This window comes from Paracoccaceae bacterium (assembly GCA_019454225.1).
Classification (GTDB): domain Bacteria; phylum Pseudomonadota; class Alphaproteobacteria; order Rhodobacterales; family Rhodobacteraceae.
Genome location: CP075370.1, coordinates 2,884,012 through 2,909,588, shown reverse-complemented (window position 1 = coordinate 2,909,588; position 25,577 = coordinate 2,884,012). Strand labels below are relative to the sequence as shown.

Sequence of the window (25,577 nt, the reverse complement as noted above, 5' to 3'; positions counted from 1 at the left end):
GCCGGAGTTCACCCCGTGACCGACCCCCAAGTCGCCCTGATGATGCTGGCCGTGTTCATCGGCTTCGTGTTCCTGGGCTTTCCCATCGCCTTCACGCTCATGGCCCTGGGTATCGGCTTCGGCTATTACGCCTACTACGATCCGACGCGGATGTGGCGGGCCTACAATCGCCTGACCGAGGATGCGGGCTGGGGCGAGAGCTTCGGCCTCTGGATCGAGGGGTTCTACAACAACCGCATCTTCGACCTGTTCGTGAACCAGACCTACACGGTCATCTCGAACGAGGTGCTGACCGCGATTCCGCTTTTCCTGTTCATGGGGTACATCGTCGAACGCGCAAACATCGTGGACAAGCTGTTCACGACGCTTGCCGTGGCCACGCGCAATGTGCCCGGGTCGATGGGCGTTGCCGCCCTGATCACCTGCGCGCTGTTCGCCACCGCGACCGGCATCGTGGGCGCAGTCGTCACGCTGATGGGCTTGCTGGCGCTGCCGGTCATGCTCAAGGCACGCTACAACCAGAGCTTTGCGTCAGGCATCATCTGTGCGGGCGGGACGCTCGGCATCCTGATCCCGCCGTCGATCATGCTGATCGTCTATGCGGCCTCGTCCGGCGTGTCGATCGTGCGGCTTTATGCGGCGGCGCTGCTGCCGGGTTTCACGCTGGTCGGCCTGTACCTGATCTACATCATGGGTCGGTCGATCCTGAACCCGACACTCGCACCCAGGCCGACCGAGGAGGAACTGCCCTCGGTCCCGCTCGGCCGGCTCTTGTGGATGCTGGTCACGTCGTTCTTCCCCCTGGCGTTCCTGATCCTGTCGGTGCTGGGCTCGATCCTGTTCGGCCTTGCCACCCCGACCGAGGCTGCGGCGATCGGGTCGCTGGGCGGCTTGCTGCTCGCCGCGGGCTACCGCGCGCTGACCTTCCAGCGGCTGCGCGAAAGCGTCTACCTGACGGTGCGCACCACGGCGATGGTCTGCTGGCTGTTCGTCGGCTCCTATACGTTCTCGGCCGTGTTCTCGTATCTTGGCGGCGAACACGTCATCGCCGATTTCGTGAAGAGCTTTGACCTCACGCCGTTCCAGTTCCTGATCCTGGCGCAGATCATCATCTTCCTTCTGGGCTGGCCGCTGGAATGGTCCGAGATCATCATCATCTTCGTGCCGATCTTCCTGCCGCTGCTGCCGCTCTACGGCATCGACCCGCTGTTCTTCGGGGTGCTGGTGGCGCTGAACCTTCAGACGTCCTTCCTCACACCACCCATGGCGATGAGCGCGTACTATCTGAAAGGGATCGCCCCGCCGCAGATCAAGCTGACCGAGATCTTCTCGGGTGTCCTGCCCTATGTCGGGATGGTCTTTGTCTGCATGGCACTGATGTACAGCTATCCGCAGATCGTGTTCTACCTGCCCGAGGCGTTCTATGGCCCATCCCGCTAGGTCCCGGCGCACGGCGCCCGAGGCGATCCTCGGGCTGTCCGCGGTCGAGTTGCGCGACCGGATCGCCGCCGGTGCGCTGAAGGCCGAGACCGTTGTCGAGGCCTGCCTTGCCCGCATCGCCGAGGTCGAGCCGCAGGTCGGCGCCTGGGCATGGCTTGACGGCGATCTGGCGGTCGCACAGGCCCGAGCGCTTGACGCGCGGCGGCAGTCCGGCGCCGCCCTCGGTCCGCTGCATGGCCTGCCGGTGGGGCTGAAGGACATCATCGACACGCGCGGTATCCCCACCTGCAACGGGACCGCGATCGATGCCGGCCGGGTGCCCGCGCAGGACGCCTGGGTTGTTGCGCGGATGCGGGCTGCGGGTGCGGTGATCCTGGGCAAGACCGTCACGACCGAATGCGCCTTCATGCATCCGGGAAAGACCGTGAACCCATGGAACCACGCGCATACCCCGGGCGGGTCGTCGCAGGGTTCGGCGGCGGCGGTGGCGGCGGGCATGGTGCCGCTGGCGATCGGCACCCAGACCGGCGGTTCGGTGATCCGCCCCGCCTCGTTCTGCGGCGTGGTGGGGTTGAAGCCGAGTTTCGGGCTGATCCCGCGCACCGGCGTCCTGATGCAGTCACCCTTCCTGGACACGCTCGGCATCTTTGCGCGCGATGCCGCCGACGCCGCGTTGCTGGCCGACGTGCTGGCCGGTCACGATCCCGCCGACCGCGCAACCGAACTGCTGCCGATGCCGCGCATTCTGGACACGCTGCGCGCGGGTGCCCCGGTCCGGCCGATGTTTGCCCGCCTGCGCCTGCCCGCCGAGGCCGAGGCCCACCCCGACATGGTCGCGGCCATGGATGAGCTTGCCGCCGCGCTTGGCGACCAGTGTTTCGACGTGCCGGTGCCGGGCCTCTTCGCCGAGGCCGAGGCACAGCGCCGCCGGATCAACTTTGCAGAGATGGCCAAGTGCTATTACGCGCTTGAACGCCGGGGCCGCGACCGGATGTCGACCCTGCTGACCGATGCGATCGACGAGGGCAAATCGGTGCTCGCCCGCGACTATCTGGCGGCACTGGACTGGCGCGACCTGCTGGGCGGCGCCCTGGCCGAGATATTCAGCCGCTGTGATGCCATCCTCTGTCCGGCGGCGCCCGGCCCTGCGCCGCAGGGGCTGGGCAGCACGGGCAGCGCCATCATGAACGGCGTCTGGACACTGGCCGGGACACCGGCCGTCACGCTGCCGCTGTTCCAGTCGGCCGACGGCCTGCCGATGGGCGTTCAGGTGGTGGGGCGACGGGGCGACGACGCCCGGCTGATGCGGACGGCAGGGTGGCTGGCCGACTGGGCCGGGAAAATGTCGAAGGGGGAAGGCACATGAACCGGACAATGGCGATGGTCGCGCTGGCCGTGCTGGCAGGCTTTCTGGGCATCCTGGTCTGGAAGGTCCCGCGGCTTGACCTCGTGACGGTCGTGGGCGTGACCTTCCTTCTGGCCGCCTGGGACATCTGGCAGACCTCGGGGTCCCGCAAGCGCTGAGCCGCAGGGTCAGCGCCCCCAGACGATCGCGTTCTCGTGGCGCTTGATCAGGTGGCGCAGGTCGTCGAACGATGTGGTGATATGGGCGGCGAACCGGTCCGCCGCCAGGCTGCGCCCGGTGCCCGCCCGGCGCAGAAGGCCCAGCGAACGGTTCGGCTGGGGGATGTCGAAGGGCAGGACCGTGATCCGGTTCTCCTTGCGATGGGCAAAGACGCAGGAATGCGGCAGGACCGCCAGGGCCGTGGTCTCGGCCATGTAGTTCATCACGCTCATCAGCGAACCGCCCGAGTAGCGGATGCTCAGTTCCGGTATACCCATGGCCAGCAGGATTGCGTGCAGGTCGGACAGCAAGGGCGATCCGGGCAGGGGGGCGACCCAGGGAAAATCGGTCAGGTCGGTCGTCGCCAGCCGCCGCTTGCGCAGCAGGGGATGGCCGACGCGGCAGGCCACGATATTGCGCCCCGGCAGGATCTCGATGAACTCGAATGCGGGATCGGCCTCGGTCAGGCCAAGCGGCACCACCGCAAGGTCGATCTGGTCGCCCTTCAGGGCCGCCGCCAGTTCCGCGTAGTGGCCATAGGACTGCTGCACCATGATGTCGGGTTCGCGGTTCTGGAACTCGGCGATCAGGCGGCTGACGATGGCATCCATGAAGAACGGCACCCCGCCCACGCGCACCGTGCCCTTGGTGCCCTTCACGAAGCCCTGCACGAGGTCGGAGGCCTTGCGCGAGGCCATCAGCATCGTCCGGCCGTGAGTGGCCAGCTGGCGTCCGATCTCGGTCGCCTGCAGGGGGCGCTTGCCCTTCACGAACAGCGGCTCGCCGACCCGCGCCTCGAGCATCGACAGCGACCGTGACACCGCCGGCTGTGACAATCCCAGGACCGCCGCGCCCTCGCTGACACCGCCCGCGTCCAGCACGGCGGCGAGCTGGATCAGGTGGCGCTCGCTCAGCTTCATAACAGAATGGTATATGGCGCGTCCGCAATCCGATCAACGCCCGTTCGTGGCGCGCTACCCTTGAGCGATCGCAATCCAGAGGGGGGATGGCGCGAATGATGGATGGTGCGCCACAGGACAGGTCCGCGGAACACCCCCGCGACGCCCTGGCGCGCCGTCTGGCCGAGGCGGGCGCGCAGCCCGGGGTGGTCGCGATGGTGACCGTGATCGACCATCTGCACCGCCTGGTGGCCGATCTGCGCCCGACCCCGGATGACCTGCGCCGGACGCTGGAGTTCCTGACCGAGGTCGGCCAGCAATCCGACGCCCGGCGCCAGGAATGGGTGCTGCTGGCCGATGTGCTGGGCGTCTCGACCGCGGTCGAGGATATCGCGAACCCGCGCCCCGAGGGCGCCACGCCGAATACCGTGGCAGGTCCGTTCTATCGACCCGACGCCCCGGAGCAGCCCATCGGCGCCGACATCTGCCGCGATGCGCGGGGCGAACCCCTGGCGGTCGCGGGGCGCGTGGCCGGGCTGGAGGGACAGGCGGTCGCCGGCGCGGTCGTCGAGGTCTGGCACGCCAACGGCGAAGGTCTGTACGAGAACCAGGAGCCCGACCGCCAGCCCGACATGAACCTGCGCGGGCGGTTCACCACCGATGCTGCGGGGCGTTTCGGCTTCAGGTCGATCAAGCCTGCGGGCTACCGTCTGCCCTGTGACGGGCCGGTGGGCCGGCTGGCACAGGCCCTGGGCCTGTGCCTGGAACGTCCCGCGCATCTGCACTTCCGCGTGACGGCGCCAGGGTTCCAGACGCTGACCACGCATGTGTTCGATCGCGACGATCCCGCCATCGGCCGCGATGCCCTGTTCGGGGTCAAGCCTGCGCTCTGCGTGCAGTTCCGGCCCCACGGCACGGCCGCCGCGCGGCACTGGACAGTTGAAACCACACTCGTGCTGGCGCCCCTGCGCGGCACGCCCACAGCATGAAGGAGACGGACATGGCACTTGTCAGCGGCTATCATCACCTCACGCTTTCCACCGATGGCGTGCAGGAAGACTTTGATTTCTATACGCGCACGCTCGGGCTCTATTCGATCAAGCGCACGGTGCTGTTTGACGGCACGATCCCGGTCTACCACCTGTACTACGGTTCGCAGAACGGCGACGCCTCGACCATCGTCACCACATTCCCCTTCCGCAAGCCTGCCATCTACGGCCGCCGGGGCACCAACCAGACCCGGACGATCATGCAGACGATCCCGGCCGGGGCGTCGGATTTCTGGGTCGACCGCCTGAACGCCGCCGGTATACCCGCCGAAAAGGGCAGCCGGTTCGGCCTGACGCGGGTGATGTTCGCGCATCCCTGCGGCATCCCGCACGAACTGGTGGAGAATCCCGCCGATACCCGTCCGCCGATTGTCAACGCCAGCCGGGGGATTGGCCCGCAGGTGGCGATACGCGGCATCTATGGCGGCGCGGTCGCCTGCTTCGACCCGTCGTCGATGGACGAATTCCTGATCGACGGCATGGGCCTGGTGCTTGAGGCACGCACTGACGAGGGCCTGATGTTCAGCGTTCCCGACACCCTCGGCCCGCATTCGGTGGTCGAGGTGATCGAGGATCGCGTCAGCCGCCAGGGCACCTGGATGCTGGCGGGGGGGACTGTTCACCATATGGCCCTGAACACCGGGACCGAGGAAAACCAGATCGCCCTCAAGGCGCGGCTCGAAGGGATGGGGTTCACCGACGTCAGCGAACAGAAGGACCGCAACTACTTCAAGTCGATGTATGTGCGGTCGCCCGGCGGCGCGCTGTTCGAGATTGCCTGGACGGTGCCCGAGGGCTGGGCCAAGGACGAACCCGTGGGCCAGACCGGGCGCAGCCTGGTGTTCCCGCCGTGGTTCGAGGATCGCAAGGCCGAACTGATCGCCGGGCTGGAACCGGCCGATTTCGGATGACCGGCCCCGCCCCCCTCATGCGTGGCGTGGCGCCCGGCCTTGCGCGGGCTGTCTGCGTGTTTGTCCACGGCCGCGGGCAGTCGCCCGAGGAGATGGACGCGCATGTTCTGGCCAGGGTCGAGGCGCCGCATGTCGCCTTCGTCCTGCCGCGCGCGGACGGGGGCGCGTGGTATGGCGCGCGGGCGGTCGACCGGCTGACCGACACGACGCGGGCCGAGATGGCGGACGCGCTCGACCGCATCGGGCGCGATCTGGCGGCGGCGCGGGCCGCCGCGCCCGGTGTGCCCGTTGTCCTGGCCGGGTTCTCGCAGGGGGCATGCCTGACGCTGGAATACCTTTGCCGCGAGGGTGCTGCCGTCGATGCGGCCTGTGCCTTTACCGGATGCCGCGTCGGCCAAGCGGGAGATGCGCGGCCGCGCGCCGATCTGGCGGGCCTGCCGGTGCTTCTGACGGGGTCGGACGCCGACCCCTGGATTCCGGTTGCCGCATGGGCGTCCGCTTCGGCCGAGCTTGGGTCGATGGGCGCGCGGCTTCGGGTCGAGGTTCTGCCCGGTCGGCCGCACGAGGTGTCAGATTTCGAACTGTCCGTGTTCTCGCAGATCCTGCAGCGGGTCTGTTCGGGGGCGGATCCGATGGCGGAGGCCGCGTGATGCGTCCCTTCCTGTTCCCCGGCATGACCACCCGTGTGATCTTTGGCGCGGGCACCCTGACGCAGGTCCCGGATGAGGTTGCGCGGCTCGGGCACGACCGGGCCATGATCCTGTGCACGCCGCATCAGGAGGCCGAGGCGCAGGCGCTTGCCGACACGCTGGGCGCACGGGCGGCCGGGGTGTTCGCGGGGGCCGCGATGCATACGCCGGTCGAGGTGACGGCAGGGGCGCTCGATGCCTATGCCGCATCCGGCGCCACCTGCGTCGTGTCGCTGGGCGGCGGCTCGACCACCGGCCTGGGAAAGGCGATCGCGGTGCGGACGGGCGCCGATCAGGTGGTGATCCCCACCACCTATGCCGGGTCCGAGATGACCGATATCCTGGGCGAGACGGAAGCGGGCCGGAAGACGACGCGCCGTGAGCCGGAAATCCGCCCCGAAACAGTGGTTTACGATGTGAACCTGACGTTGTCCCTGCCGGTCGGGATGACGATGACCTCGGCGTTCAATGCCCTCGCTCACGCGATGGAGGGGCTTTATGCCCCCGACCGCAACCCGGTGACCGACGCGCTGGCACGCGCGGCGCTGCCCGCGCTGCGGGACGGGCTGCCAAGGCTGGCCGCCGATCCGGCGGACCCAGAAGCACGGGCGCAGGTGCTCTATGCCGCCTGGTGCTGCTCCACGGTGCTGGGGCAGGTCAGCATGGCGCTGCATCACAAGCTGGCGCATGTGCTGGGGGGATCGTTCGATCTGCCCCATGCCGAAACCCATACGATCCTGCTGCCCCACGCCACCGCCTTCAACGCCGTGGCGGTGCCCGACCTGCTGGCGCCGATCGCCGAGACGTTCGGCGGTCCGCCGGGGGCGGCCCTGTGGGATTTCGCCGGCACCGTCGGGGCCCCGCGTGCCCTGCGCGACCTGGGCCTGACCGAGGCCGATCTGGACCGGGCGGCCGACATTGCGGTGCAGAACCCCTATGCCAACCCGCGCCCCTTCACCGCCCGCGACATCCGAGACCTGCTGGCGGCGGCATGGGAAGGACGTCGTCCAACAAATTGACATAACAAGGAAAAACGGGAGGATACCATGCTTACCAGACGGAAGTTCCTGCGCACGTCCACCGCAACCGGCCTGACGCTTGCGGCCTCGGGCCTGGCCGCCCCTGCCATCGCGCAGGGTGCGAAGATCCGGCTTGGCTATGTCTCGCCCCAGACCGGTCCGCTGGCGGGCTTTGCCGAAAGTGACGACTACAACATCCGCGCCTTCCTTGGCACGCAGGCGGGTGCCAACTTCGAGGTCTTCGTCAAGGACAGCCAGTCCAGCCCTAACCGCGCGGCGGAGGCGGCGAAGGAATTGATCATCAACGACGAGATCGACCTGATGCTGGTCGCCTCGACGCCCGAGACGACAAACCCGGTCGCCACGACCTGCGAGGCCGAGGGCGTGCCGGTCCTGTCGACCAAGGCGCCCTGGCAACCCTGGTTCATCGGCCAGCAGGGCAACCCGGGCGACCCGGCATCGTGGAAGCCGTTTGACTTCGCATTCCACTATTTCTGGGGTCTGGAGGACGTGATCGCGGTCTTCACCGCGATGTGGAACCAGCTTGACACCAACAAGCAGGTGGGCGGGCTGTTCCCCAATGATGCCGATGGCAACGCCTGGGGCGACCCCAATCTGGGCGTGGCACCCGGTTTCGCGGCGGCGGGCTACACCACCACCGATCCGGGCCGGTTCCAGAACTTGACCGACGATTTCACCGCCCAGATCAACGCCTTCAAGGCCGCGAACGCCGAGATCGTCACCGGGGTGGTGATCCCGCCCGATTTCACAACCTTCCGCAACCAGGCGATCCAGCAGGGGTTCAGCCCCAAGGCGCTGACGGTGGCCAAGGCGATCCTGTTCCCGCAGTCGGTGGAGACGCTGGGGACGGCGGGGCACAACCTGTCGTCCGAGGTCTGGTGGTCGGCCTCGCATCCGTTCGCGTCATCGCTGACCGGGCAGTCCTGCGCCGATCTGGCCGCCGATTTCACCGCCCAGACCGGGCGGCCCTGGACCCAGCCCATCGGCTTCGTGCATTCGCTGTTCGAGATTGCGGCCAACGTCATGGGCCGGGTGTCGGACGTGACCGACGCCGAGGCCGTGGCCGCCGCGATTGCCGCGACCGAGATGGACACGATGGTCGGGCGCATCGCCTGGAACGGCGCGGGGCTGCCGCCCTTTGCCGCGCAGAACGTGACCAAGACGCAGCTGGTGGGCGGCCAGTGGCGGCGCAAGGACGACGGGACCTTCGATCTGGTCGTGGTGGACAATTCCACCGCACCGAACATCCCCACCGGCGGCGTGATGGAAGCGCTGTGACCGATCCGCGCCCCGGCGACGGTGCCGGGGCGCGCCACCAAGGACGGCCCGATGACCGAAATCCTGACCCTGCGCGACGTATCGAAAAGCTTTGGCGCCCTGAAGGTGACCGATGGCGTCAGCCTGTCGGTCGCGCGGGGCGAGGCTTTGGGCATCATCGGGCCGAACGGCGCGGGCAAGTCGACCCTGTTCAACCTGATCACCGGCAACATCCTGCCCGATGCGGGACGCATCGCCTTTCTCGGACAGGACGTGACGCGCCGCCCGGCCATGGCGCGGGTGCGCATGGGGGTGGGGCGGTCGTTCCAGATCCCGCAGCCGTTCGAGGGCCTGACGGTCTTCGAGAACCTGGTCGTCGCTGCCGCCTTCGGCAGGGGCCTGTCCGAGGCGGCGGTCAGGGATGATTGCGTCGCCGTCCTGGAGGCCACGGAACTCATGCGCCGCGCCAACATCCCGGCCGGGGGGCTGAGCCTGCTGGAGCGGAAACGCCTTGAACTGGCGCGGGCATTGGCGACGGGCCCGGAACTGCTGCTGCTGGACGAGATCGCGGGCGGCCTGACCGAGGGCGAATGCAAGGCCCTGGTTGACACGATCCGCGCGGTGCATGCGCAGGGTGTCACGATCATCTGGATCGAGCATGTGCTGCATGCGCTGATCTCGGTGGTCACGCGGCTGGCGGTGCTGGATTTCGGCCGCCTCATCGGCGTGGGCGAGCCTGCAGCGATCATGGCCAGCCAGGAGGTGCGCGACATCTATCTGGGGATCGAGGCATGACGCTCTTGCAGACCCGGGGGCTGACGGCCGGATACGGCGATTTCCGCGCGCTGTTCGGCGTGGACATGATGCTCGAGGAAGGCGAGGCGGTGGCGGTGATCGGTGCCAACGGCGCGGGCAAGACCACGCTCATGCGGTCGATCACCGGCGTCCTGCGGAACGCGCCCGGCATGGTGCTGCACCGGGGCGAGGAGATCGGCGCGTTGCCCTCGGACGCGGTGATGAAGCGCGGCATCGCCATGGTTCCCGAGGGGCGGCGGCTGTTCCCCTCGCTGACGGTCGAGGAGAACCTGCTGATCGGCGGCCAGAACCGCCCCGCCCAGGGGCCATGGTCGCTGGCGTCGGTCTACGATCTGTTTCCGGTCCTGCAGGAACGCCGCCGTTCGCCGGGCACCGCCCTGTCCGGCGGCCAGCAGCAGATGGTGGCAATCGGGCGGGCGCTGATGTCGAACCCCGAGATCCTGCTTTGCGACGAGATCAGCCTTGGCCTGGCCCCTGTGGTGATCCGCGACATCTATGCCGCGCTGCCGCGGATCCGTGCCGAGGGCACGGCGGTGATGATCGTCGAACAGGATATCGGCCGCGCGCTGTCGGTGGCCGACCGGTTCTATTGCCTGATGGAGGGCCGCGTCACGCTGACCGGCGCTGCGGCGGGTGCAAGCCGCGCCGCGATCCATGATGCCTATTTCGGGGCGCATGCATGATCTGGCTCGATACCCTTGTGCAGGGCATCCTTCTGGGGGGGCTTTACGCGCTGTTCGCAGCCGGGCTGAGCCTGGTGTTCGGGATCATGCGGCTGGTCAACCTGGCGCATGGCGACCTGATCGTCTGCGCGGCCTATCTGTTGCTCGTGCTGGTCAGCCTGCTGGGGCTGCATCCCTTTGCCGCGCTGCTGGTGGCCGCCCCCGTGATGTTCGGCCTTGGCTGGGTGCTGCAGCGGGTGGTGCTGAACCGCACGCTGGGACGGGACATCCTGCCCCCCCTGCTGGTCACCTTCGGCCTGTCGGTCGTGCTGCAGAACGCGCTGCTGGAAGGGTTCAGCGCCGACAGCCGCCGGATTCCCGGCGGGATGCTGGAGACGGCCTCGGTGCCGCTGGGGCCGGTCACGGTGGGGGTGGCGCCGCTGCTGACGTTCCTGTCGGCGGTGGCGGTGATCGTGGCGCTGAATGCCCTCTTGTATCGCACCGCGCTCGGGCGGGCGTTCCGGGCCGTGTCGGACGATCCGGTGACGGCCGGCCTGATGGGCATCCGGCCCTCGCGGATCTTCGCACAGGCGACCGGGCTGGCCATGGTGGTGGTCACGATTGCCGCGATGTATCTGGGAATGCGGGCGAACTTCGATCCGTCGATCGGCCCGGCCCGGCTGATCTATGCCTTCGAGGCGGTGATCATCGGCGGCCTTGGCAGCCTGTGGGGCACGCTGGCGGGTGGCATCATCATCGGGGTGGCGCAGACCATGGGCGCGGCGGTGAACCCCGAATGGCAGATCCTGTCGGGCCATCTGGCCTTTCTGGCCGTGCTGATCCTGCGGCCGCGCGGGCTTTTCCCGAGGGCGGTGGACTGATGGCATACCGGGTGGAAACGCGGACGCGGGCGGGTGCTGTGGCCGGGATCGCGGCGGCCGGACTGGTCGTGGCGGGGTTCGTTCTGCCGGCCTTCGTCGGGCGGGGGGTGATCCTCGACCTGTTCTTCATCCTGACCATGCTGACCCTGGCGCAGCTGTGGAACCTGCTTGCGGGATATGGCGGCCTCGTCTCGGTGGGACAGCAGGCCTTTGTCGGGCTTGGCGCCTATGCGATGTTCGCGGGCGTGATCCTGTGGGGCTGGGACCCGATCGCCGCGATCGCGCTCGGCGGGGTCGCGGCGGCGGTGCTGGCGGTGCCGACCGCGTTCTTCGCGTTCCGGCTGGCGGGGGCCTATTTCGCCATCGGCACATGGGTGGTGGCCGAGGTCACGCGCCTGATCGTCGCGCAGTGGAAGGCCTTGGGCGGCGGCACCGGCACAAGCCTGCCGCGCGAGGCGACATCGGCGATGTGGGGCACCGAATTCGTGGCCGACCTTCTTGGCGTGCGGGCCGCCGCCGCGCGCGACATCCTGGCCTATTGGGTGGCGCTGGCACTGGCGGTGGCCACCATCGGCGGCATCTGGTGGCTGATGCGCAGCCGCGCCGGGCTTGCGCTGGCCGCGGTGCGCGACAATGCCGAGGCGGCGCGGTCTGTGGGGGTCGATGCAGGGCGCCTGCGATGGCAGGTGTTCCTGATCGCCGCCTTCGGCACGGGTCTGTGCGGGGCGCTGATCTTCGTGCAGACGGCGCGGATCTCGCCCGACGCCGCCTTCAGCGTGCTGCAATGGACGGCCTATGTGATCTTCATCGTGGTGATCGGCGGCATTGGCACGATCGAGGGGCCGATCCTTGGAATCCTTGTGTTCTTTGCCCTGCGCCAGACGCTGTCTGACTACGGGGCGTGGTATCTGATGGCCCTGGGCGGCATCGGCATCGCGGTGATGCTGTTTGCGCCGCGGGGTCTGTGGGGCCTGCTGTCCGAGCGCACCGGCCTGCATTTCTTCCCGCTGCGGCGGCGGCTGGTGGCCGCGCCGGGTGCGGCCGACCAACAGGAAAGGACAACATGATGGGCGATATCCGGACCGATGTGATGATCGTGGGCACCGGCCCCGCAGGCAGCGCCACGGCGGCGCTGCTGGCCAGCTATGGCATCGACTGTCTGGTGATCAACCGCTACCGCTGGCTGGCCAACACACCGCGCGCCCACATCACCAACCAGCGGACGATGGAGGTGCTGCGCGACCTGGGCCCCGAGGTCGAGGCCGAGGCCTACATGCATGCCGCCGAACAGGACCTGATGGGCGAAAACGTGTTCTGCGAAAGCCTGGCGGGCGAGGAAATCGGGCGGATGAAGAGCTGGGGCAAGCACCCGCTGTCGCGCGCCGAACACCTGATGTCGTCGCCCTGCCACATGAACGACCTGCCGCAGACCTTCATGGAGCCGATCCTGTTCAAGACCGCCTGTTCACGGGGCGCGCAAAGCCGGATGAGCACGGAATACCTTTCGCATCAACAGGATGCGGATGGCGTGACAGTGACCTGCCGCGACCGGCTGATGGGGCGCGAGTTCACGGTGCGCACGAAATACCTGGTGGGGGCGGATGGCGGCAACTCGCTGGTGGCCGAACATGCCGGCTTGCCATTCGAGGGGAAGATGGGTGTCGGCGGCAGCATGAACATCCTGTTCCGCGCCGATCTGTCGCGCTATGTGGCGCACCGTCCGTCCGTGCTCTACTGGGTGATGCAGCCGGGGGCCGATGTGGGCGGCATCGGCATGGGGCTGGTGCGGATGGTCCGGCCCTGGAACGAATGGCTGATCGTCTGGGGCTATGACATCAACCAGCCCGCGCCGGTGGTGGATGCCGCCATGGCCACGCAGGTGGCGCGGCAACTGGTGGGCGACCCGGGACTGGAGATCGACCTGATCTCGGCCAACACCTGGACCGTAAACAACTGTTTTGCCACGCATATGCAGAACGGTCGCGTGTTCATCATGGGCGATGCGGCGCACCGCCATCCGCCGTCGAACGGGCTGGGATCGAACACCTCGATCCAGGACGGGTTCAACCTCGCGTGGAAGCTGGCGGCAGTGGTGAAGGGGCAGGCGGCGCCTGGGCTGCTGGACAGCTACTCCGCCGAGCGTGCGCCGGTGGCGCGGCAGATCGTGACCCGGGCGAACCGGTCGATTGCCGAGTTCGGCCCGATTTTCGAGGCCCTGGGCATGGATGGCGGGGTCGACCATGACAAGATCCAGCGGTCGATGGCGGCGCGCTGCGATGCGACGCCGGCGGCCGCGACGCAGCGCGAGGCGCTGCGCAAGGCCATCGCCTTCAAGTCCTACGAGTTCGACTGCCACGGGGTCGAGATGAACCAGCGGTACAGGTCGGAGGCGGTGGTGACCGATGGCCAGCCCGAGCCGGGTTTTGAGAGGGACGCGGAATTGCATTACGCGCCAACCACTTGGCCGGGCGCGCGGATCCCGCATGTCTGGGTGTTCGACCGCGCCGGGCGGCAGCATTCGACGCTGGATCTGTGCGGAAAGGGGCGGTTCACGCTGATCACCGGCATCGGCGGCGAGCCCTGGGCCGAGGCCGCCCGCACCGAGGGGGCGCGGCGCGGGATGGAGATTGCCGTACATGTCATCGGGCCCCGCCGCGACTGGGAGGACCACACCGGCGACTGGGCACGGGCACGCGAGATCGCCGATGCGGGCTGCCTGCTGGTGCGGCCCGACCAGCATGTCGCCTGGCGCGCGCCGGGCCTGACGGCCGACCCGGCCGCCGATCTGGCGCGGGTTCTTACGCAAATCCTTGGAAAACAGGCATAATCATGACCGCCTATTTCACAGAACAGAACAGCGCCGCCGTCGTCACCGCCCGCAATGCCGCCGCCGACCCCCGGTTGCAGGCGATCATGGAGGTCGTCACCCGCAAGCTGCACGAGGCGGTGAAGGAGATCGAGCCGACGCAGGACGAATGGATGCGCGCCATCCTGTTCCTGACCGAGACCGGGCACATGTGCAGCGACTGGCGGCAGGAGTTCATCCTGCTGTCGGATGTGCTGGGGGTGTCGATGCTGGTCGATGCGATCAACAACCGCAAGCCTTCGGGGGCGTCGGAATCCACCGTGCTGGGCCCGTTCCACGTCGCGGATGCTCCGGAATTGCCAATGGGATCAGATATTTGCAAGGACGGCAAGGGTGAGCCGATGCGGGTATCGGGGCGGATTCTGGATACCCGGGGCAATCCGGTGGCCGGGGCCAGGATCGACGTCTGGCAGGCCAATGACGAAGGGTTCTATGACGTGCAGCAGAAGGGCATCCAGCCCGACTTCAACCTGCGCGGCGTGTTCCGGACGGGGGCGGATGGGGCCTACTGGTTCAGGGGCGTGAAGCCGAAATTCTATCCGATCCCCGACGACGGGCCGGTGGGCAAGCTGCTGGGGGCCTTGGGGCGGCATCCGTGGCGGCCTGCACATCTGCACTATATCATTGAGGCAGAAGGATTTTCCCCGCTGGTTACGCATATCTTCGATCCGGACGACCCCTATATCGCCTCGGATGCGGTTTTCGGCGTGAAGGAAAGCCTGCTGGCCGAGTTCCGCCGTGTCGAGGATGCGGCGGCGATTGCGGCGGCGGGGATGCCCGGGCCGTTCTGGGACGTCAATTTCGACTTCGTGCTGTCGCGCGGCTGAGGCGGCGCCCGAATCGGGGGGTTAACGGCTGAACGGGCTGGATTTTCCGCGTCGGTTTCCCGTCCCGCCCGCGTCGGTTCCGCGTATGGCATCCGTCCCGACAGGCCGCGCCCCGGGGGCGGGGTTAACGCAACGCGCGGCGATCCGGCGTCAGACCCGCGCGGCCGTCACCTCGACCTCGACCAGGAACGCGGGACGGGTGAAGCCGGAGACGATGACGAGGGTCGAGGCCGGCAGGCGGGCCACCCCGGCAAGCCAGGCGTCGCGCGCGGCCATGTAGCCCGCCATGTGGGCGCGGTCGGTGACGAAGGCGTTGATCCGGATGACATCGGCCGGGCCCATGCCGGCCTCGGCCAGGATCGCCGCGCAGTTGGCCAGGCAGAGCCGCGCCTGCGCCTCGGCACCCTCCGGCACGGTGCCGTCGGGGGCAAGCGCCAGTTGGCCCGATGTCACCACCAGCCGCGCGCCGGGCGGCACCTCGACCCCGTGGGCATAGGCCGCGAAGGGCGGGCTGATCGCGGCGGGGGACAGCATGCGCGGCCCGGGTTCGTGTGTCATCGTGTTGTCCTGCACAATATTTGGGCGCATTTTCGAACCCGAACCGCCACCGGCACGGGCCTGCGCATCTTTTTCCGGCAGGGCGGTCCGCCGCCCCTCGCACTTATCCTCTGGCGCCCTAGGCTTTTGGCAAGAGGAATCACGCCACATCCGGAGGTATCCCCATGGCCTGGACAGCCCGCATCCTTGGCGCCGCATCGCTGGCCGCGCTTGTCACCACACCCGCCCTTGCCGAGAACGCCAAGGTGGTCTTCGGGTCCAACTGGGTCGCGCAGGCCGAGCATGGCGGGTTCTACCAGTCGGTCGCGGATGGCACCTATGCCGCCTGCGGTCTGGACGTGACGATCCAGCCGGGCGGGCCGCAGGTGAACAACCGCGCGCTGATGATCGCGGGCAAGGTCGACTATCACATGGGCGGCAACCTGCTGGAGACGTTCAGCGCGGTGGCCGAGGGCATTCCGATCGTCGCGGTGGGCGCCTCGTTCCAGAAGGAGCCTCAGGTGATCGTGACGCATCCGGGCCGGGTGGCGAGTTTTGACGAGATCAAGACCCTGCCGCGCGTGTTCATCGGGGATGCGGGCTTTGCCAGTTTCTACCAGTGGATGATCAACGCCTACGGGTTCACGGCGGAACAGCGCGTTCCCTACACGTTCAACGCCGCGCCCTTCATCGCCGACAAGGACAGCGCGATGCAGGGCTATCTGTCGTCGGAACCCTATTACGTGGCGAAGGAGGGCGGGTTCGAACCCGATGTCTGGCTGATCGCGGATGCGGGCTATTCGACCTATTCGACGATCATCGAGACGATGGGCCCGACGGTGGCCGAGAAGCCCGAGCAGGTGAAGTGCTTTGTCGAAGGGTCGATCAAGGGCTGGTACAACTATCTCTACGGTGACAACACGGCGGCCAACGACCTGATCAAGAAAGACAATCCCGACATGTCGGATGAGGCCATCGCCTATGCCATCGCGAAGATGAAGGAGGCGGGCATCGTCGATTCCGGCGACGCGCTGGAAAAGGGCATTGGCGTGATGACCGAGGAGAAGGTGAAGGACTTCTACGACAAGATGGTGGCGGCGGGCGTCGTGGCCGCCGATCTGGACTGGGCCAGCGCCATCGACTTCACCTTTGCCGGGAACGGCGTCGGCATGGACCTGAAGAAGTAGGGCACCCCCGGGGGCCCGGCCGGGCCCCCGGAACCGCCGATGGCCGAGTTTCGCCCCACGCTTCCGCCGGGCCAGCGCCCCCGCGTCCTGACCATGCAGGACGTGGACAAGACATTTGCGGGCGGCGTGCAGGCGCTGAGCCGGATGCGGCTGACCGTGGGCGAGGGCGATTTCATCTCGCTGCTGGGGCCGTCGGGCTGCGGCAAGTCGACCGCGCTGCGGCTGATCGCAGGGCTGATGCCCCCCACGGCCGGGCGCATCGCCTGGGAAGGCGGAATGGCGGCGGGTGACCTGGGCGTGGTGTTCCAGGAACCCACGCTGATGCCCTGGGCCACGGTGGCGCAGAACGTCTGGCTGCCCTTCCGGCTGCGCGGCAAGAGCTATTCCTCGGTGCGCGACGAGGTGCTGGAGGCGCTGCGGCTGGTGGGGCTGGAGTCGTTCCTGAACGCCTATCCGCGCGAACTGTCGGGCGGCATGAAGATGCGGGTGTCGATTGCGCGGGCGCTGGTGACGAACCCCCGCCTGATCCTGATGGACGAGCCCTTTGCGGCGCTGGACGAGATCACCCGGCAGAAGCTGAACGACGATCTGCTGGCGCTGAAGGCGCGGATCGGCTGCACGGTGATCTTTGTCACGCATTCGGTGTTCGAAAGCGTGTTCCTGTCGGACCGCATCGTGATCATGGCGCCGCGCCCCGGCCGGGTGGTGCAGGAGGTGGCGGTGGATGCGCCCTATCCGCGCGACCTGGCCTGGCGGACCTCGGCCCGCTATGCGGCCCATGCGCTGGAGGTGTCGAAGGTGCTGCACGGCGCGATGGAGGCAGCGTGAGCACGCGGACCGAGATCGACGCCGACGAGGCGCGGCGCCAGCGGGCGCGGCGGGTGGAGAACATCGCCAAATGGGTGCTGCCGGTGGTGGTGCTGGGGCTGGGCCTGTGGCTGTGGGACCGCGTGGTGGTGTGGAACCAGATCCCGCATTACATCCTGCCCGGGCCGGGGCTGGTTCTGGAGACGCTGGTCAAGGACTGGGCGATCCTGTTCGACGCGCTGCTGGTGACGGTGCAGATCACGCTGATGGCGCTGGCGGTGGCGGTGGTGGGGGGCGTGGGCCTGGCCATCCTGTTCACGCAGAGCCGCTGGGCCGAGATGTCGTTCTATCCCTATGCGGTGATCCTGCAGGTCACGCCGGTGGTCAGCATCGCGCCGCTGATCTTCATCTATGTCGACAACCGGCTGGCGGGATTGCTGCTCTGTGCCTGGATCGTGGCGTTCTTTCCGATCCTGGCCAACACGACGCTGGGCCTGAAGTCGGCCGACCACAACCTGCGCGACCTGATGACGATCTATCGCGCGACGCGGTGGCAGCGGCTGCGCCTTCTGCAATTGCCCTCGGCCTTGCCCTATTTCCTGGGGGGGCTGCGCATCGCCGGGGGGCTGGCGCTGATCGGGGCGGTGGTGGCGGAATATGTGGCGGGGACAGGCGGCATCGGGTCGGGGCTGGCGTTCCGCATCCTCGAGGCGGGATACCGGCTGAACATCCCGCGGATGTTCGCGGCGCTGCTGCTGATCGCGGCGACGGGGGTGGTGATCTTTGCCGGCCTGTCGTTCCTGTCGCACATGCTGCTGCGCAAGTGGCACGAAAGCGCATTGAAGCGAGAGACATGAGCGGTTTCCTGACCCTTCCGCCGGGCCCGCTGCGGCTGGTGAATGCCACGGTGCCCGCCTGCCTGCTGGGGCAGGGGGGCGACCTGCTGCGCCATGCCTTCACCATCGCGGACGGGCGGTTTTCCGATGCGCCGGCGCCGGAACTGGATCTGCGGGGGGCCATGGTGCTGCCCGCCTTCGTCGACATGCACACGCATCTGGACAAGGGCCATATCTGGCCGCGCAGCCCCAATCCCGACGGCAGCTTCATGGGCGCGCTGACCACCGTGCAGGCCGACCGCGCCGCCCGCTGGACGGCAGCCGATGTGGCGGCGCGGATGGAATTCAGCCTGCGCTGTGCCCATGCCCATGGCACCCGCGCGATCCGCACCCATCTGGACAGCATTCCGCCGCAGGATTCGATTTCCTTTCCCGTCTTCGTCGAGAAACGCGCGGAATGGGCGGGCCGGATCGCGTTGCAGGCGGCCTGCCTGATCGGTGCCGAGGGGTTTTCGACCGACGGTCCGTTCCGCAGGACGGCGCGGATCGTCGCGGAATGCGGCGGGGTGCTGGGGATGGTGACCTATCCGCTGCCCGACATCCGCGACCGTATCCTGGCATTCCTGGCGATGGCCGCCGACCTGGGCCTTCCGGTGGATTTCCATGTGGACGAGACGCTGGACACCGCGTCGAACACGCTGCGGATGATCGCCGAGGCGGTGCTGGCCACCGGGTTCGCGGCGCCGGTCGTGGTGGGGCACTGCTGTTCGGTCAGCGCGATGGCCGAGGCCGAGGCGATGGAGACGCTCGATCTCGTGGCGCGGGCCGGGCTGAACGTGGTGAGCCTGCCGATGTGCAACCTCTACCTGCAGGACCGCCACGCCGGACGCACTCCGCGGATGCGGGGCATCACGCTGGTCCACGAGATGGCGGCGCGCGGCATCAACGTCAGCTTTGCCTCGGACAACACGCGCGATCCGTTCTACGCCTATGGCGACATGGACATGCTGGAAGTCCTGCGGCAGGCGGTGCGGATCGGCCATCTGGACCATGCGCGTCCCGACTGGGTGCAGGCGGTGCTGGGCAATCCTGCGCGGGCCTGCGACCTTGCCGCGCCGTCGCTGGCGCCCGGGGCGCCCGCCGATCTGGTGATCTTCCGGGCGCGGTCGTGGACGGAACTGCTGTCGCGCCCGCAGGCCGATCGCGTGGTGATCCGGGGCGGCCAGGCCATCGACACGACGCTGCCCGACTATGCCGAACTTGACCATCTGATGGGCTGACCATGAACATTGACGCCGCGAAGGCCGCCCTGCGGCATCTGGAGATCGACGAGAATCCGGTTTCGGTAAGGGCCAAGAGCCGCGATTTCTTCTGGTACTCGCCCGTCCTCAAGGCGCGGCTGGACCATGTGACGGCCGATTTCGTGGTGGCGCCCCGCACCGAGGCCGAGGTGATCGAGGTGCTTCGCGCCTGCCATGCGCAGGACGTGCCGGTGACGACGCGGGGCACCGGAACCGGCAACTATGGCCAGGCGATGCCGCTGGCCGGGGGATGCGTGCTGCACCTGAAGCACATGAACGCGGTGCGCGCGATCCACCCCGGGCGGGTGGTGGTGGAGCCGGGCTGCCTGCTGAAGGATCTGGATGCGGCCTGCCGGGCCCGATCGGGGCAGGAAATCCGGATGTTCAGCTCCACCTGGGCCACCGCCACGATCGGCGGCTTCATCGCGGGCGGCTCGGGGGGGGTCGGGTCCTGCACATGGGGGGCGCTGCGGGACCTGGGCAACATCATCCGCCTGCGGGTCGTGACGATGGAGGCCGAGCCGCGCATCCTGGAATTCACCGGCGAGGAACTGCACCGCGTCAGCCATGCCTATGGCACCAACGGCATCATCACCGAGATCGAGATGCCGCTGGCCCCCGCCTATGACTGGGTCGAGATCTTCGTGACGACGCCCGATTTCCCGATGGCGGCGGACCTGGCGAATGACCTGGCGAACGAGGACGGCATCCTGAAGAAACTGGTCTCGGTCTACGAGGCGCCGATCGCGCAGGCCTATTTCCAGCGGGTCGCGCCGCATGTGCGGCCGGGCGAGGCGGTTCTGGGGCTGATGATCGCGCCGCATGCGATGGACGGGTTCCTGACCTTTCTGGCGCGCCGGCCGGGCGCCCGGCTGATCTGGCGGTCGGACCGCCCCGACTGGGACCGCGAACCGGGCCCGGTGTTCGAATACGGCTGGAACCACACGACGCTGCGCGCGCTCAAGGTGGACCCGTCGATCACCTACCTGCAGGTGCGCTATGCCGCGCCCGACCATGTGGCAAAGGTCGAGGAGATCCGCGCGGCCTTTCCGGGTGGCGAGGTGATGCAGCACCTGGAGGTGATGAAGGAGAACGGCCGCAGCATGTTCGCGGGCCTGTCGCTGGTGCGCTTCACCACCGAGGCGCGGCTGGACGAGATCATCCGGATGCACGAGGCGATGGGCGCGATGGTGTTCAACCCGCATCGCTACACGCTGGAAGAGGGCGGGCGGCAGACGGTGGACGACCGGCAACTGGCGTTCAAGCGCGAGGCTGACCCGAAGGGCCTGCTGAACCCCGGCAAGATGATCGCCTGGGACGACCCGGGGTTCGACTATCGCGGGGTCTATGCCTATCGGGGCCTGAGGGCCGCGCCATGAGGCGGGCAGGGCAGGGGGGCTGTCTGCCCCCCTCTGCGGCTTGCGCCGCATTCACCCCCCGAGGGTATTTCGCACGAAGAAGAGAACGCGCCGGGTTCCCGTCTTCGCAAGGATACCCAGCCGAACCCGCCGCGGGCGCGGTGCCATGACCCGGGCGCTGGTGCTTGCCGCACACCCCTGCGCCGAAAGCTTCAGCCAGGCCCTGCATGGCGCGGTGGTCGAGGTGCTGCGCGGGCGCGGCTGGGAGGTGGACGACTGCGATCTCTATGCCGAGGGGTTCCAGCCCGTGCTGACCGGGGCCGAGCGGCGCGGGTATCACGACACGGGGACGAACGAAGCGCCGGTGGCGGACTATGTGGCGCGCCTGCGCGCGGCCGATGCCGTCATCCTGGTGTTTCCGGTGTGGAACTTCGGGTTTCCGGCGATCCTCAAGGGATTCTTCGACCGGGTGTTCCTGCCCGGCGTCAGTTTCCGGCTGGAGGAGGGCCGGGTGCTGCCGAACCTGACCCATGTGCGGAAGCTCGCCGCGGTGACCACCTATGGCGGCACGCGGATGCGGGCGTTCCTGGCGGGCGATCCGCCGCGGCATGTCGTCCGCCGCGCGATCTGGCATGTGTGCAGGCCGGACAGGATGCGATATCTTGCGCTCTATGACATGAACAGGGCCAGCGATGGCGACCGGGCGGCGTTTCTGGCCCGGGTCCGGGCCGAGATGGAGCGGTTCTGATGCGGGCGCTTGTGGTGTACTGCCACCCGAGGGAAGACAGCTTTACCGCCGCGGTGCGGGATGTGGTGCTGGAGCGGCTGGCGGCGGCCGGTGCCGAGGTGCGGCTGGCCGACCTGTACGGGCGGGGGTTCCAGCCGGTGCTGACCGCGCCGGAGTGGACGGGCTATCTGGACGTGCCGTCGAACACCGCCGGGGTGGCGCGGGATGTCGAGGATCTGCGGTGGTGCGACACGCTGGTCTTTGTCTACCCGACCTGGTGGTACGGGCTGCCCGCGATGCTGAAGGGCTGGCTTGACCGCGTGCTGCTGCCGGATGTGGCGTTCCTGATGCCGGACGACACCAGCCGGGTGATCCGGCCGGGCCTCGGCCATGTCACGCGGCTGGGGGTGTTCACGACCTGCGGCGCGTCGTGGTGGCTGACCACGCTGGTCGGCGCGCCGGGGCGGCGGACGCTGACGCGCGGGGTGGGCTTTCTCTGCGCGGCGCGACGGCGGCAGGTGTTTGCGGCGCATTACCTGATGGACAGCTCGACGCCGGAGAGCCGGGCGCGGCATCTGGCCAAGGTGGCGGCGCGCATGGAGCGGCTGATCGGGCGCCAGGCGGCGCGGCGCGAGGCGACGGCATGACCTGCCGCGACTGGGGCGACCTGCGGGCGCCGGAGTTCGCCGCGCTGGATCCGATGCGCGACATCGCGGTGCTGCCGCTGGCTGCGACCGAGCAGCACGGGCCGCACCTGCCCACCGGCACGGACAGCCTGATCATGGCGGGGATGCTGGAGCGGCTGCGGGCCGACTGTCCGGCGGATCTGTCGCTGATCCTGCTGCCGGTGCAGCAGGTGGGCAAGTCGAACGAGCATTCCTGGGCGCCGGGCACGCTGACGCTGACGGCCGAGACGGCGCTGCGGGCCTGGGTGGAGATCGGGCTGGCGGTGGCGCGCGCGGGGGTGCGCAAGGTGATCCTGGTCAACAGCCACGGCGGCAATCTGGACCTCATGTCGATCCTGTCGCGCGAGTTGCGGGTGCGGGCGGGGATGCTGGCGGTGCGCTGCCAGTGGGGATCGTTCGGGGTGCCCGAGGGGGCCTATTCACCGCGCGAGCTGGCCTTCGGCATCCATGGCGGGGATTACGAGACCAGTCTGATGCTGCATTTCCGGCCGGGGCTGGTTGACCGGGCGGCCTGCGGCGACCTGCCGAGCCGGGCGGAGGGGGCGGCGATCCCGCCGGTGGGGGGGATCGCCTTCGGCTGGATCGCGTCGGACCTGAACCCTGCGGGCGCGGTGGGCGAGGCGCATCTGGCGACCCCGGAGAAGGGGGCGGCGACGGCGGCGCATCAGGTGGCGGGGTTCATCGCGCTGGCCCGGCAGGTGGCGGGGCACGGGCTGGAGGGGTTCGCGCCGGTGCCGGGGCAGGGCGGGGCGTTCCCCTGAACCCCGTGCGTCGCCCCCGGGGGGCGTCCCACGGTGGGACGCCTTGCGGGGGTCAGCGATATCAAGGGCTTGCTCTTTCGTCTTAACGGTTTGTCAAGACATGCGGCCGCCGCACCGCGCGGCTGGCCCCCGCCTGTCGCGAGGGGCAGGCCGGATCACGGACCGGGCGGGGCCGCGTCACGCCATGCGCGAGAGATAGACCGCGCAGCCGGTAAGGGGGGCGTAATCGTCTTCCAGCAGGCGGACGGCGAAATTGCCCATGAAGCCCGCGAAGCGCCCCTTGTCGCGGAACGCCTCGGCAAAGCCCATCGGGCCCAGATGCGCGGCGAAGGCGCGGGCCACGCCGCCCACCAGGCAGATGCCGCCGAAGGGCAGGTGGATCAGCGCGAGGTTGCCGGTTTCGGCGCCCAGAAGCCGGGCGAACAGCCGGGCGGTATCGGTGGCGCGCGGGTCGGTGCCCGCGTCGATGGCCGCCATGATCTCGGCGGCGCGCGCCTCGTCCGGGGTTCCCGCCTCGGCGCAGACGAAGGACCAGAGGCGTTCGAGACCGCGCCCCGACAGCACATCCTCGACCCCCGGAAAGCCGTGGGCGGTTTCGACGAAACGCGCCAGCCGCAGGTCGGCCTCGGTGCGCACGGGCATGTTGACATGGCCGCATTCCGAGGCCGCGACCACCCGGCCGAAGGGGGTTTCGAGCACCGGGGCGGCGTTGAACCCGGTGCCCACGTTGACCACCAGCATGGCGCCGCCGGGTTCCTCGGGGCCGTCGATGACCGGGCGCAGCTTGTCGGCCGCGACATGGCCGAGCGCATGGCCCGGCGCCTGAAGGTCGTTCAGGATCGCCACCCGGGTTGTCCCGGTGGCGCGGATCAGCGTGTCGTGGTCGATCGTCCAGTCGAGATTGGTCAGCGTCGCCACGCCATCCTTGACCGGCCCGGCGGCGCAGACGCAGGCCCCCGTCACCGCCGGGGTGCCCGCGTCGCGCAGGTATTCGCCCAGCACCGTGGCCAGCCCCGGATAATCGGCATTGCGGAAGCGGCGGATGCTATCGGTGGCGACCGCCGTGCCGCTGGCCAGGGCCACGCGGGTGTTGGTGCCGCCGATATCGGCCACGAGGGACAGGGCAGCGGTCATCTGGGCCTCCGGGAGTGTCAGCGGGCGAGTGCGCGCGCCAGCGCGTGATAGGACGCCTTCGGCCGGCGCTGCAAGCTGTCGAAATCCACATGCACGAGGCCGAAGCGCTTTTCATAGCCCAGCGACCATTCGTAGTTGTCGAGCAGCGACCACAGGAAATAGCCCTGCACCGGCACGCCCGCCGCGATGGCGCGCCGCACGGCGGCAAGGTGGTCGCCGACATAGGCGATGCGGGCGTCATCCTCGATACGGTTCCGGGACAGGGTGTCCGGGTTCGCCATGCCGTTCTCGGTGACATAGAGCGGCAGGCCGCGCGCATAGTCGGCATGGGTGCGGCGCAGGAAGAATTCGAGGCCGTCGGGATAGATTTCCCAGCCCATCTGGGTTTTCGGCAGCGGGCCGTCGACCTCTTGCAGGGCGGGGAAGGGGCCGGGCGCGGGCGCGATCAGCTTGCGCGTGTAATAGTTGATGCCGACCCAGTCGATCGGGGCGGCGACGGTGGCCATGTCGTCCTGCCAGCCCTGCGGCATGTGGGGCGCCAGATGGTCGAGCACGTCCTGCGGATAGGCGCCGTTGCACATGCCGCCGAGGAACCAGCGGTTGTAGATGCCGTCATAGAGCCGGGCGGCGGCGGCAGCCCCGGGCGTGTCGTCGGCGGGCTGGCTGTATTCCATGTTGCAGACCGCGCCGAGGTTGCCCAGGCCTTCGGCGCGCATCGCCTGGATCGCCCGGCCGTGGGCCAGGCCCACATGGTGCATGGCGCGGGTGGCGGCACGGATGTCGCGCAGGCCCGGGGCGTGCAGGCCCATGAAATGCGAGAGCCAGGCGACGCACCAGGGTTCGTTGACGGGGGCGGCCGACCAGAGGCGGTCGCCGATGCGGCGGGTCAGGACGGTGGCGTATTCGGCGAACCATCCGGCGATGTCGCGGTTGCGCCAGCCGCCCTGGTCGGCAAGCGCCGAGGGCAGTTCCCAGTGGTAGAGCGTCAGGGCGGGCCGGATGCCGCGCGCCAGCATCCCGTCGACCAGACGGTCGTAGAAATCGAGACCCTGCGCGTTCACCTGGCCCCGGCCCTCGGGGATCACCCGGGCCCAGGAGGCCGAGAAGCGGTAGACATCGAGATTCGCCGCCGCGATCAGGTCGAGATCCTCGGGCCAGCGGTGCAGGTGGTCGCAGGCGCGGTCGCCGTTCTCGGCGCGCACCACGTTGCCCGGGGTGGCGGCGAAATCGTCCCAGTGGGTGCGGCCCGCGCCGCCCTGGGCGTGGCCCTCGATCTGATAGGCCGAGGTGGCGGTTCCGAACAGGAAGCCCGGGGGAAAGTCTGCTCGGGTCGGCAGCATGG

The 25,577-nt window shown here is 68.6% G+C and carries 26 protein-coding genes; 22 read left to right on the top strand and 4 right to left on the bottom strand.

Annotated elements, in window-relative coordinates:
• The first annotated feature begins 15 nt into the window (after nt 1-15).
• The 3 genes from KF887_13750 to KF887_13740 are packed head-to-tail and all read left to right on the top strand — an operon-like array spanning nt 16 to nt 2,964.
• Nucleotides 16-1,440, top strand: coding sequence for a TRAP transporter large permease subunit (locus KF887_13750; GenBank protein QYK40478.1), 1,425 nt, complete (start codon nt 16-18; stop codon nt 1,438-1,440).
• Nucleotides 1,424-2,806: an amidase gene (locus KF887_13745; protein ID QYK40477.1), complete on the top strand. Its 1,383-nt coding sequence runs from the start codon at nt 1,424-1,426 to the stop codon at nt 2,804-2,806. Before KF887_13750 ends, KF887_13745 begins: the two co-directional genes overlap by 17 nt.
• On the top strand, nt 2,803-2,964 hold the full coding sequence (locus tag KF887_13740) for a hypothetical protein (protein ID QYK40476.1): 162 nt from the start codon (nt 2,803-2,805) through the stop codon (nt 2,962-2,964). Before KF887_13745 ends, KF887_13740 begins: the two co-directional genes overlap by 4 nt.
• A gap of 9 nt (nt 2,965-2,973) precedes the next feature.
• Here KF887_13740 and KF887_13735 read toward each other — a convergent pair whose 3' ends face one another.
• The gene (locus KF887_13735; GenBank protein ID QYK40475.1) at nt 2,974-3,924 is read right to left on the bottom strand and encodes a LysR family transcriptional regulator; all 951 of its coding nucleotides are present in this window, start codon (nt 3,922-3,924) and stop codon (nt 2,974-2,976) included.
• Between the two features lie 86 nt (nt 3,925-4,010).
• Here KF887_13735 and KF887_13730 point away from each other — a divergent pair, with 86 nt between their 5' ends.
• From KF887_13730 to KF887_13680, 11 genes are read left to right on the top strand one after another with little or no spacing between them, the layout of a single operon-like run.
• Nucleotides 4,011-4,892 (top strand): 6-chlorohydroxyquinol-1,2-dioxygenase, encoded by an 882-nt coding sequence (locus tag KF887_13730; protein QYK40474.1) that lies wholly within the window; start codon nt 4,011-4,013, stop codon nt 4,890-4,892.
• Between the two features lie 11 nt (nt 4,893-4,903).
• Nucleotides 4,904-5,863 carry a VOC family protein gene (locus tag KF887_13725; GenBank protein ID QYK40473.1) on the top strand — a complete coding sequence of 320 codons (960 nt, stop codon included), beginning with the start codon at nt 4,904-4,906 and terminating at the stop codon, nt 5,861-5,863.
• A complete protein-coding gene (locus KF887_13720) occupies nt 5,860-6,513 on the top strand; it encodes a dienelactone hydrolase family protein (protein QYK40472.1) in 654 nt (217 codons plus the stop codon). Before KF887_13725 ends, KF887_13720 begins: the two co-directional genes overlap by 4 nt.
• Nucleotides 6,513-7,571 carry a maleylacetate reductase gene (locus tag KF887_13715; GenBank protein ID QYK40471.1) on the top strand — a complete coding sequence of 353 codons (1,059 nt, stop codon included), beginning with the start codon at nt 6,513-6,515 and terminating at the stop codon, nt 7,569-7,571. The genes KF887_13720 and KF887_13715 overlap by 1 nt, the downstream gene beginning before the upstream one ends.
• 27 nt (nt 7,572-7,598) lie before the next feature.
• A complete protein-coding gene (locus KF887_13710) occupies nt 7,599-8,870 on the top strand; it encodes an ABC transporter substrate-binding protein (GenBank protein QYK40470.1) in 1,272 nt (423 codons plus the stop codon).
• Between the two features lie 51 nt (nt 8,871-8,921).
• The gene (locus tag KF887_13705; GenBank protein QYK40469.1) at nt 8,922-9,644 is read left to right on the top strand and encodes an ABC transporter ATP-binding protein; all 723 of its coding nucleotides are present in this window, start codon (nt 8,922-8,924) and stop codon (nt 9,642-9,644) included.
• A complete protein-coding gene (locus KF887_13700) occupies nt 9,641-10,348 on the top strand; it encodes an ABC transporter ATP-binding protein (GenBank protein QYK40468.1) in 708 nt (235 codons plus the stop codon). The genes KF887_13705 and KF887_13700 overlap by 4 nt, the downstream gene beginning before the upstream one ends.
• On the top strand, nt 10,345-11,208 hold the full coding sequence (locus tag KF887_13695; GenBank protein ID QYK40467.1) for a branched-chain amino acid ABC transporter permease: 864 nt from the start codon (nt 10,345-10,347) through the stop codon (nt 11,206-11,208). The genes KF887_13700 and KF887_13695 overlap by 4 nt, the downstream gene beginning before the upstream one ends.
• Nucleotides 11,208-12,275 (top strand): branched-chain amino acid ABC transporter permease, encoded by a 1,068-nt coding sequence (locus tag KF887_13690; GenBank protein QYK40466.1) that lies wholly within the window; start codon nt 11,208-11,210, stop codon nt 12,273-12,275. The genes KF887_13695 and KF887_13690 overlap by 1 nt, the downstream gene beginning before the upstream one ends.
• Nucleotides 12,272-14,035, top strand: coding sequence for an FAD-dependent monooxygenase (locus KF887_13685; GenBank protein ID QYK40465.1), 1,764 nt, complete (start codon nt 12,272-12,274; stop codon nt 14,033-14,035). The genes KF887_13690 and KF887_13685 overlap by 4 nt, the downstream gene beginning before the upstream one ends.
• A 2-nt stretch (nt 14,036-14,037) precedes the next feature.
• The gene (locus KF887_13680; protein QYK40464.1) at nt 14,038-14,901 is read left to right on the top strand and encodes an intradiol ring-cleavage dioxygenase; all 864 of its coding nucleotides are present in this window, start codon (nt 14,038-14,040) and stop codon (nt 14,899-14,901) included.
• Nucleotides 14,902-15,051: 150 nt separating this feature from the next.
• Here KF887_13680 and KF887_13675 read toward each other — a convergent pair whose 3' ends face one another.
• The gene (locus KF887_13675; GenBank protein QYK40463.1) at nt 15,052-15,459 is read right to left on the bottom strand and encodes a RidA family protein; all 408 of its coding nucleotides are present in this window, start codon (nt 15,457-15,459) and stop codon (nt 15,052-15,054) included.
• Nucleotides 15,460-15,623: 164 nt separating this feature from the next.
• On the opposite strand from KF887_13675, the gene KF887_13670 reads away from it, so the two are divergent.
• The 8 genes from KF887_13670 (at nt 15,624) to KF887_13635 (ending at nt 23,101) form a co-directional block, all read left to right on the top strand.
• On the top strand, nt 15,624-16,625 hold the full coding sequence (locus KF887_13670) for an ABC transporter substrate-binding protein (GenBank protein ID QYK40462.1): 1,002 nt from the start codon (nt 15,624-15,626) through the stop codon (nt 16,623-16,625).
• A 93-nt stretch (nt 16,626-16,718) separates the two neighbouring features.
• Nucleotides 16,719-17,453, top strand: a complete 735-nt coding sequence (locus tag KF887_13665) for an ABC transporter ATP-binding protein (GenBank protein ID QYK43578.1) — start codon at nt 16,719-16,721, stop codon at nt 17,451-17,453.
• Entirely contained in the window at nt 17,450-18,289 is an 840-nt protein-coding gene (locus KF887_13660; protein QYK40461.1) for an ABC transporter permease, read from the top strand. Before KF887_13665 ends, KF887_13660 begins: the two co-directional genes overlap by 4 nt.
• Entirely contained in the window at nt 18,286-19,548 is a 1,263-nt protein-coding gene (locus KF887_13655; protein QYK40460.1) for a cytosine deaminase, read from the top strand. The genes KF887_13660 and KF887_13655 overlap by 4 nt, the downstream gene beginning before the upstream one ends.
• A 2-nt stretch (nt 19,549-19,550) precedes the next feature.
• On the top strand, nt 19,551-20,948 hold the full coding sequence (locus KF887_13650; GenBank protein ID QYK40459.1) for an FAD-binding oxidoreductase: 1,398 nt from the start codon (nt 19,551-19,553) through the stop codon (nt 20,946-20,948).
• Between the two features lie 145 nt (nt 20,949-21,093).
• Nucleotides 21,094-21,675, top strand: coding sequence for an NAD(P)H-dependent oxidoreductase (locus tag KF887_13645; GenBank protein ID QYK40458.1), 582 nt, complete (start codon nt 21,094-21,096; stop codon nt 21,673-21,675).
• The gene (locus KF887_13640; protein QYK40457.1) at nt 21,675-22,301 is read left to right on the top strand and encodes an NAD(P)H-dependent oxidoreductase; all 627 of its coding nucleotides are present in this window, start codon (nt 21,675-21,677) and stop codon (nt 22,299-22,301) included. The genes KF887_13645 and KF887_13640 overlap by 1 nt, the downstream gene beginning before the upstream one ends.
• Nucleotides 22,298-23,101 (top strand): creatininase family protein, encoded by an 804-nt coding sequence (locus KF887_13635; protein ID QYK40456.1) that lies wholly within the window; start codon nt 22,298-22,300, stop codon nt 23,099-23,101. The genes KF887_13640 and KF887_13635 overlap by 4 nt, the downstream gene beginning before the upstream one ends.
• A gap of 177 nt (nt 23,102-23,278) precedes the next feature.
• Here KF887_13635 and KF887_13630 read toward each other — a convergent pair whose 3' ends face one another.
• Together KF887_13630 and KF887_13625 are read right to left on the bottom strand one after the other, a co-directional pair.
• Nucleotides 23,279-24,235 carry a glucokinase gene (locus KF887_13630; protein ID QYK40455.1) on the bottom strand — a complete coding sequence of 319 codons (957 nt, stop codon included), beginning with the start codon at nt 24,233-24,235 and terminating at the stop codon, nt 23,279-23,281.
• A gap of 17 nt (nt 24,236-24,252) precedes the next feature.
• Nucleotides 24,253-25,575 carry a beta-glucosidase gene (locus KF887_13625; protein QYK40454.1) on the bottom strand — a complete coding sequence of 441 codons (1,323 nt, stop codon included), beginning with the start codon at nt 25,573-25,575 and terminating at the stop codon, nt 24,253-24,255.
• Nucleotides 25,576-25,577: the final 2 nt, after the last annotated feature.

What these genes read in the sequence shown, in the direction of transcription:
- KF887_13745 (QYK40477.1), top strand. Translation starts at nt 1,424, where the DNA reads ATGGCCCATCCCGCTAGGTCCCGGCGCACGGCGCCCGAGGCGATCCTC.
- KF887_13740 (QYK40476.1), top strand. Translation starts at nt 2,803, where the DNA reads ATGAACCGGACAATGGCGATGGTCGCGCTGGCCGTGCTGGCAGGCTTT.
- KF887_13735 (QYK40475.1), bottom strand. Translation starts at nt 3,924, where the DNA reads ATGAAGCTGAGCGAGCGCCACCTGATCCAGCTCGCCGCCGTGCTGGAC.
- KF887_13730 (QYK40474.1), top strand. Translation starts at nt 4,011, where the DNA reads ATGGCGCGAATGATGGATGGTGCGCCACAGGACAGGTCCGCGGAACAC.
- KF887_13725 (QYK40473.1), top strand. Translation starts at nt 4,904, where the DNA reads ATGGCACTTGTCAGCGGCTATCATCACCTCACGCTTTCCACCGATGGC.
- KF887_13720 (QYK40472.1), top strand. Translation starts at nt 5,860, where the DNA reads ATGACCGGCCCCGCCCCCCTCATGCGTGGCGTGGCGCCCGGCCTTGCG.
- KF887_13715 (QYK40471.1), top strand. Translation starts at nt 6,513, where the DNA reads ATGCGTCCCTTCCTGTTCCCCGGCATGACCACCCGTGTGATCTTTGGC.
- KF887_13710 (QYK40470.1), top strand. Translation starts at nt 7,599, where the DNA reads ATGCTTACCAGACGGAAGTTCCTGCGCACGTCCACCGCAACCGGCCTG.
- KF887_13705 (QYK40469.1), top strand. Translation starts at nt 8,922, where the DNA reads ATGACCGAAATCCTGACCCTGCGCGACGTATCGAAAAGCTTTGGCGCC.
- KF887_13700 (QYK40468.1), top strand. Translation starts at nt 9,641, where the DNA reads ATGACGCTCTTGCAGACCCGGGGGCTGACGGCCGGATACGGCGATTTC.
- KF887_13695 (QYK40467.1), top strand. Translation starts at nt 10,345, where the DNA reads ATGATCTGGCTCGATACCCTTGTGCAGGGCATCCTTCTGGGGGGGCTT.
- KF887_13690 (QYK40466.1), top strand. Translation starts at nt 11,208, where the DNA reads ATGGCATACCGGGTGGAAACGCGGACGCGGGCGGGTGCTGTGGCCGGG.
- KF887_13685 (QYK40465.1), top strand. Translation starts at nt 12,272, where the DNA reads ATGATGGGCGATATCCGGACCGATGTGATGATCGTGGGCACCGGCCCC.
- KF887_13680 (QYK40464.1), top strand. Translation starts at nt 14,038, where the DNA reads ATGACCGCCTATTTCACAGAACAGAACAGCGCCGCCGTCGTCACCGCC.
- KF887_13675 (QYK40463.1), bottom strand. Translation starts at nt 15,459, where the DNA reads ATGACACACGAACCCGGGCCGCGCATGCTGTCCCCCGCCGCGATCAGC.
- KF887_13670 (QYK40462.1), top strand. Translation starts at nt 15,624, where the DNA reads ATGGCCTGGACAGCCCGCATCCTTGGCGCCGCATCGCTGGCCGCGCTT.
- KF887_13665 (QYK43578.1), top strand. Translation starts at nt 16,719, where the DNA reads ATGCAGGACGTGGACAAGACATTTGCGGGCGGCGTGCAGGCGCTGAGC.
- KF887_13655 (QYK40460.1), top strand. Translation starts at nt 18,286, where the DNA reads ATGAGCGGTTTCCTGACCCTTCCGCCGGGCCCGCTGCGGCTGGTGAAT.
- KF887_13650 (QYK40459.1), top strand. Translation starts at nt 19,551, where the DNA reads ATGAACATTGACGCCGCGAAGGCCGCCCTGCGGCATCTGGAGATCGAC.
- KF887_13645 (QYK40458.1), top strand. Translation starts at nt 21,094, where the DNA reads ATGACCCGGGCGCTGGTGCTTGCCGCACACCCCTGCGCCGAAAGCTTC.
- KF887_13640 (QYK40457.1), top strand. Translation starts at nt 21,675, where the DNA reads ATGCGGGCGCTTGTGGTGTACTGCCACCCGAGGGAAGACAGCTTTACC.
- KF887_13635 (QYK40456.1), top strand. Translation starts at nt 22,298, where the DNA reads ATGACCTGCCGCGACTGGGGCGACCTGCGGGCGCCGGAGTTCGCCGCG.
- KF887_13630 (QYK40455.1), bottom strand. Translation starts at nt 24,235, where the DNA reads ATGACCGCTGCCCTGTCCCTCGTGGCCGATATCGGCGGCACCAACACC.
- KF887_13625 (QYK40454.1), bottom strand. Translation starts at nt 25,575, where the DNA reads ATGCTGCCGACCCGAGCAGACTTTCCCCCGGGCTTCCTGTTCGGAACC.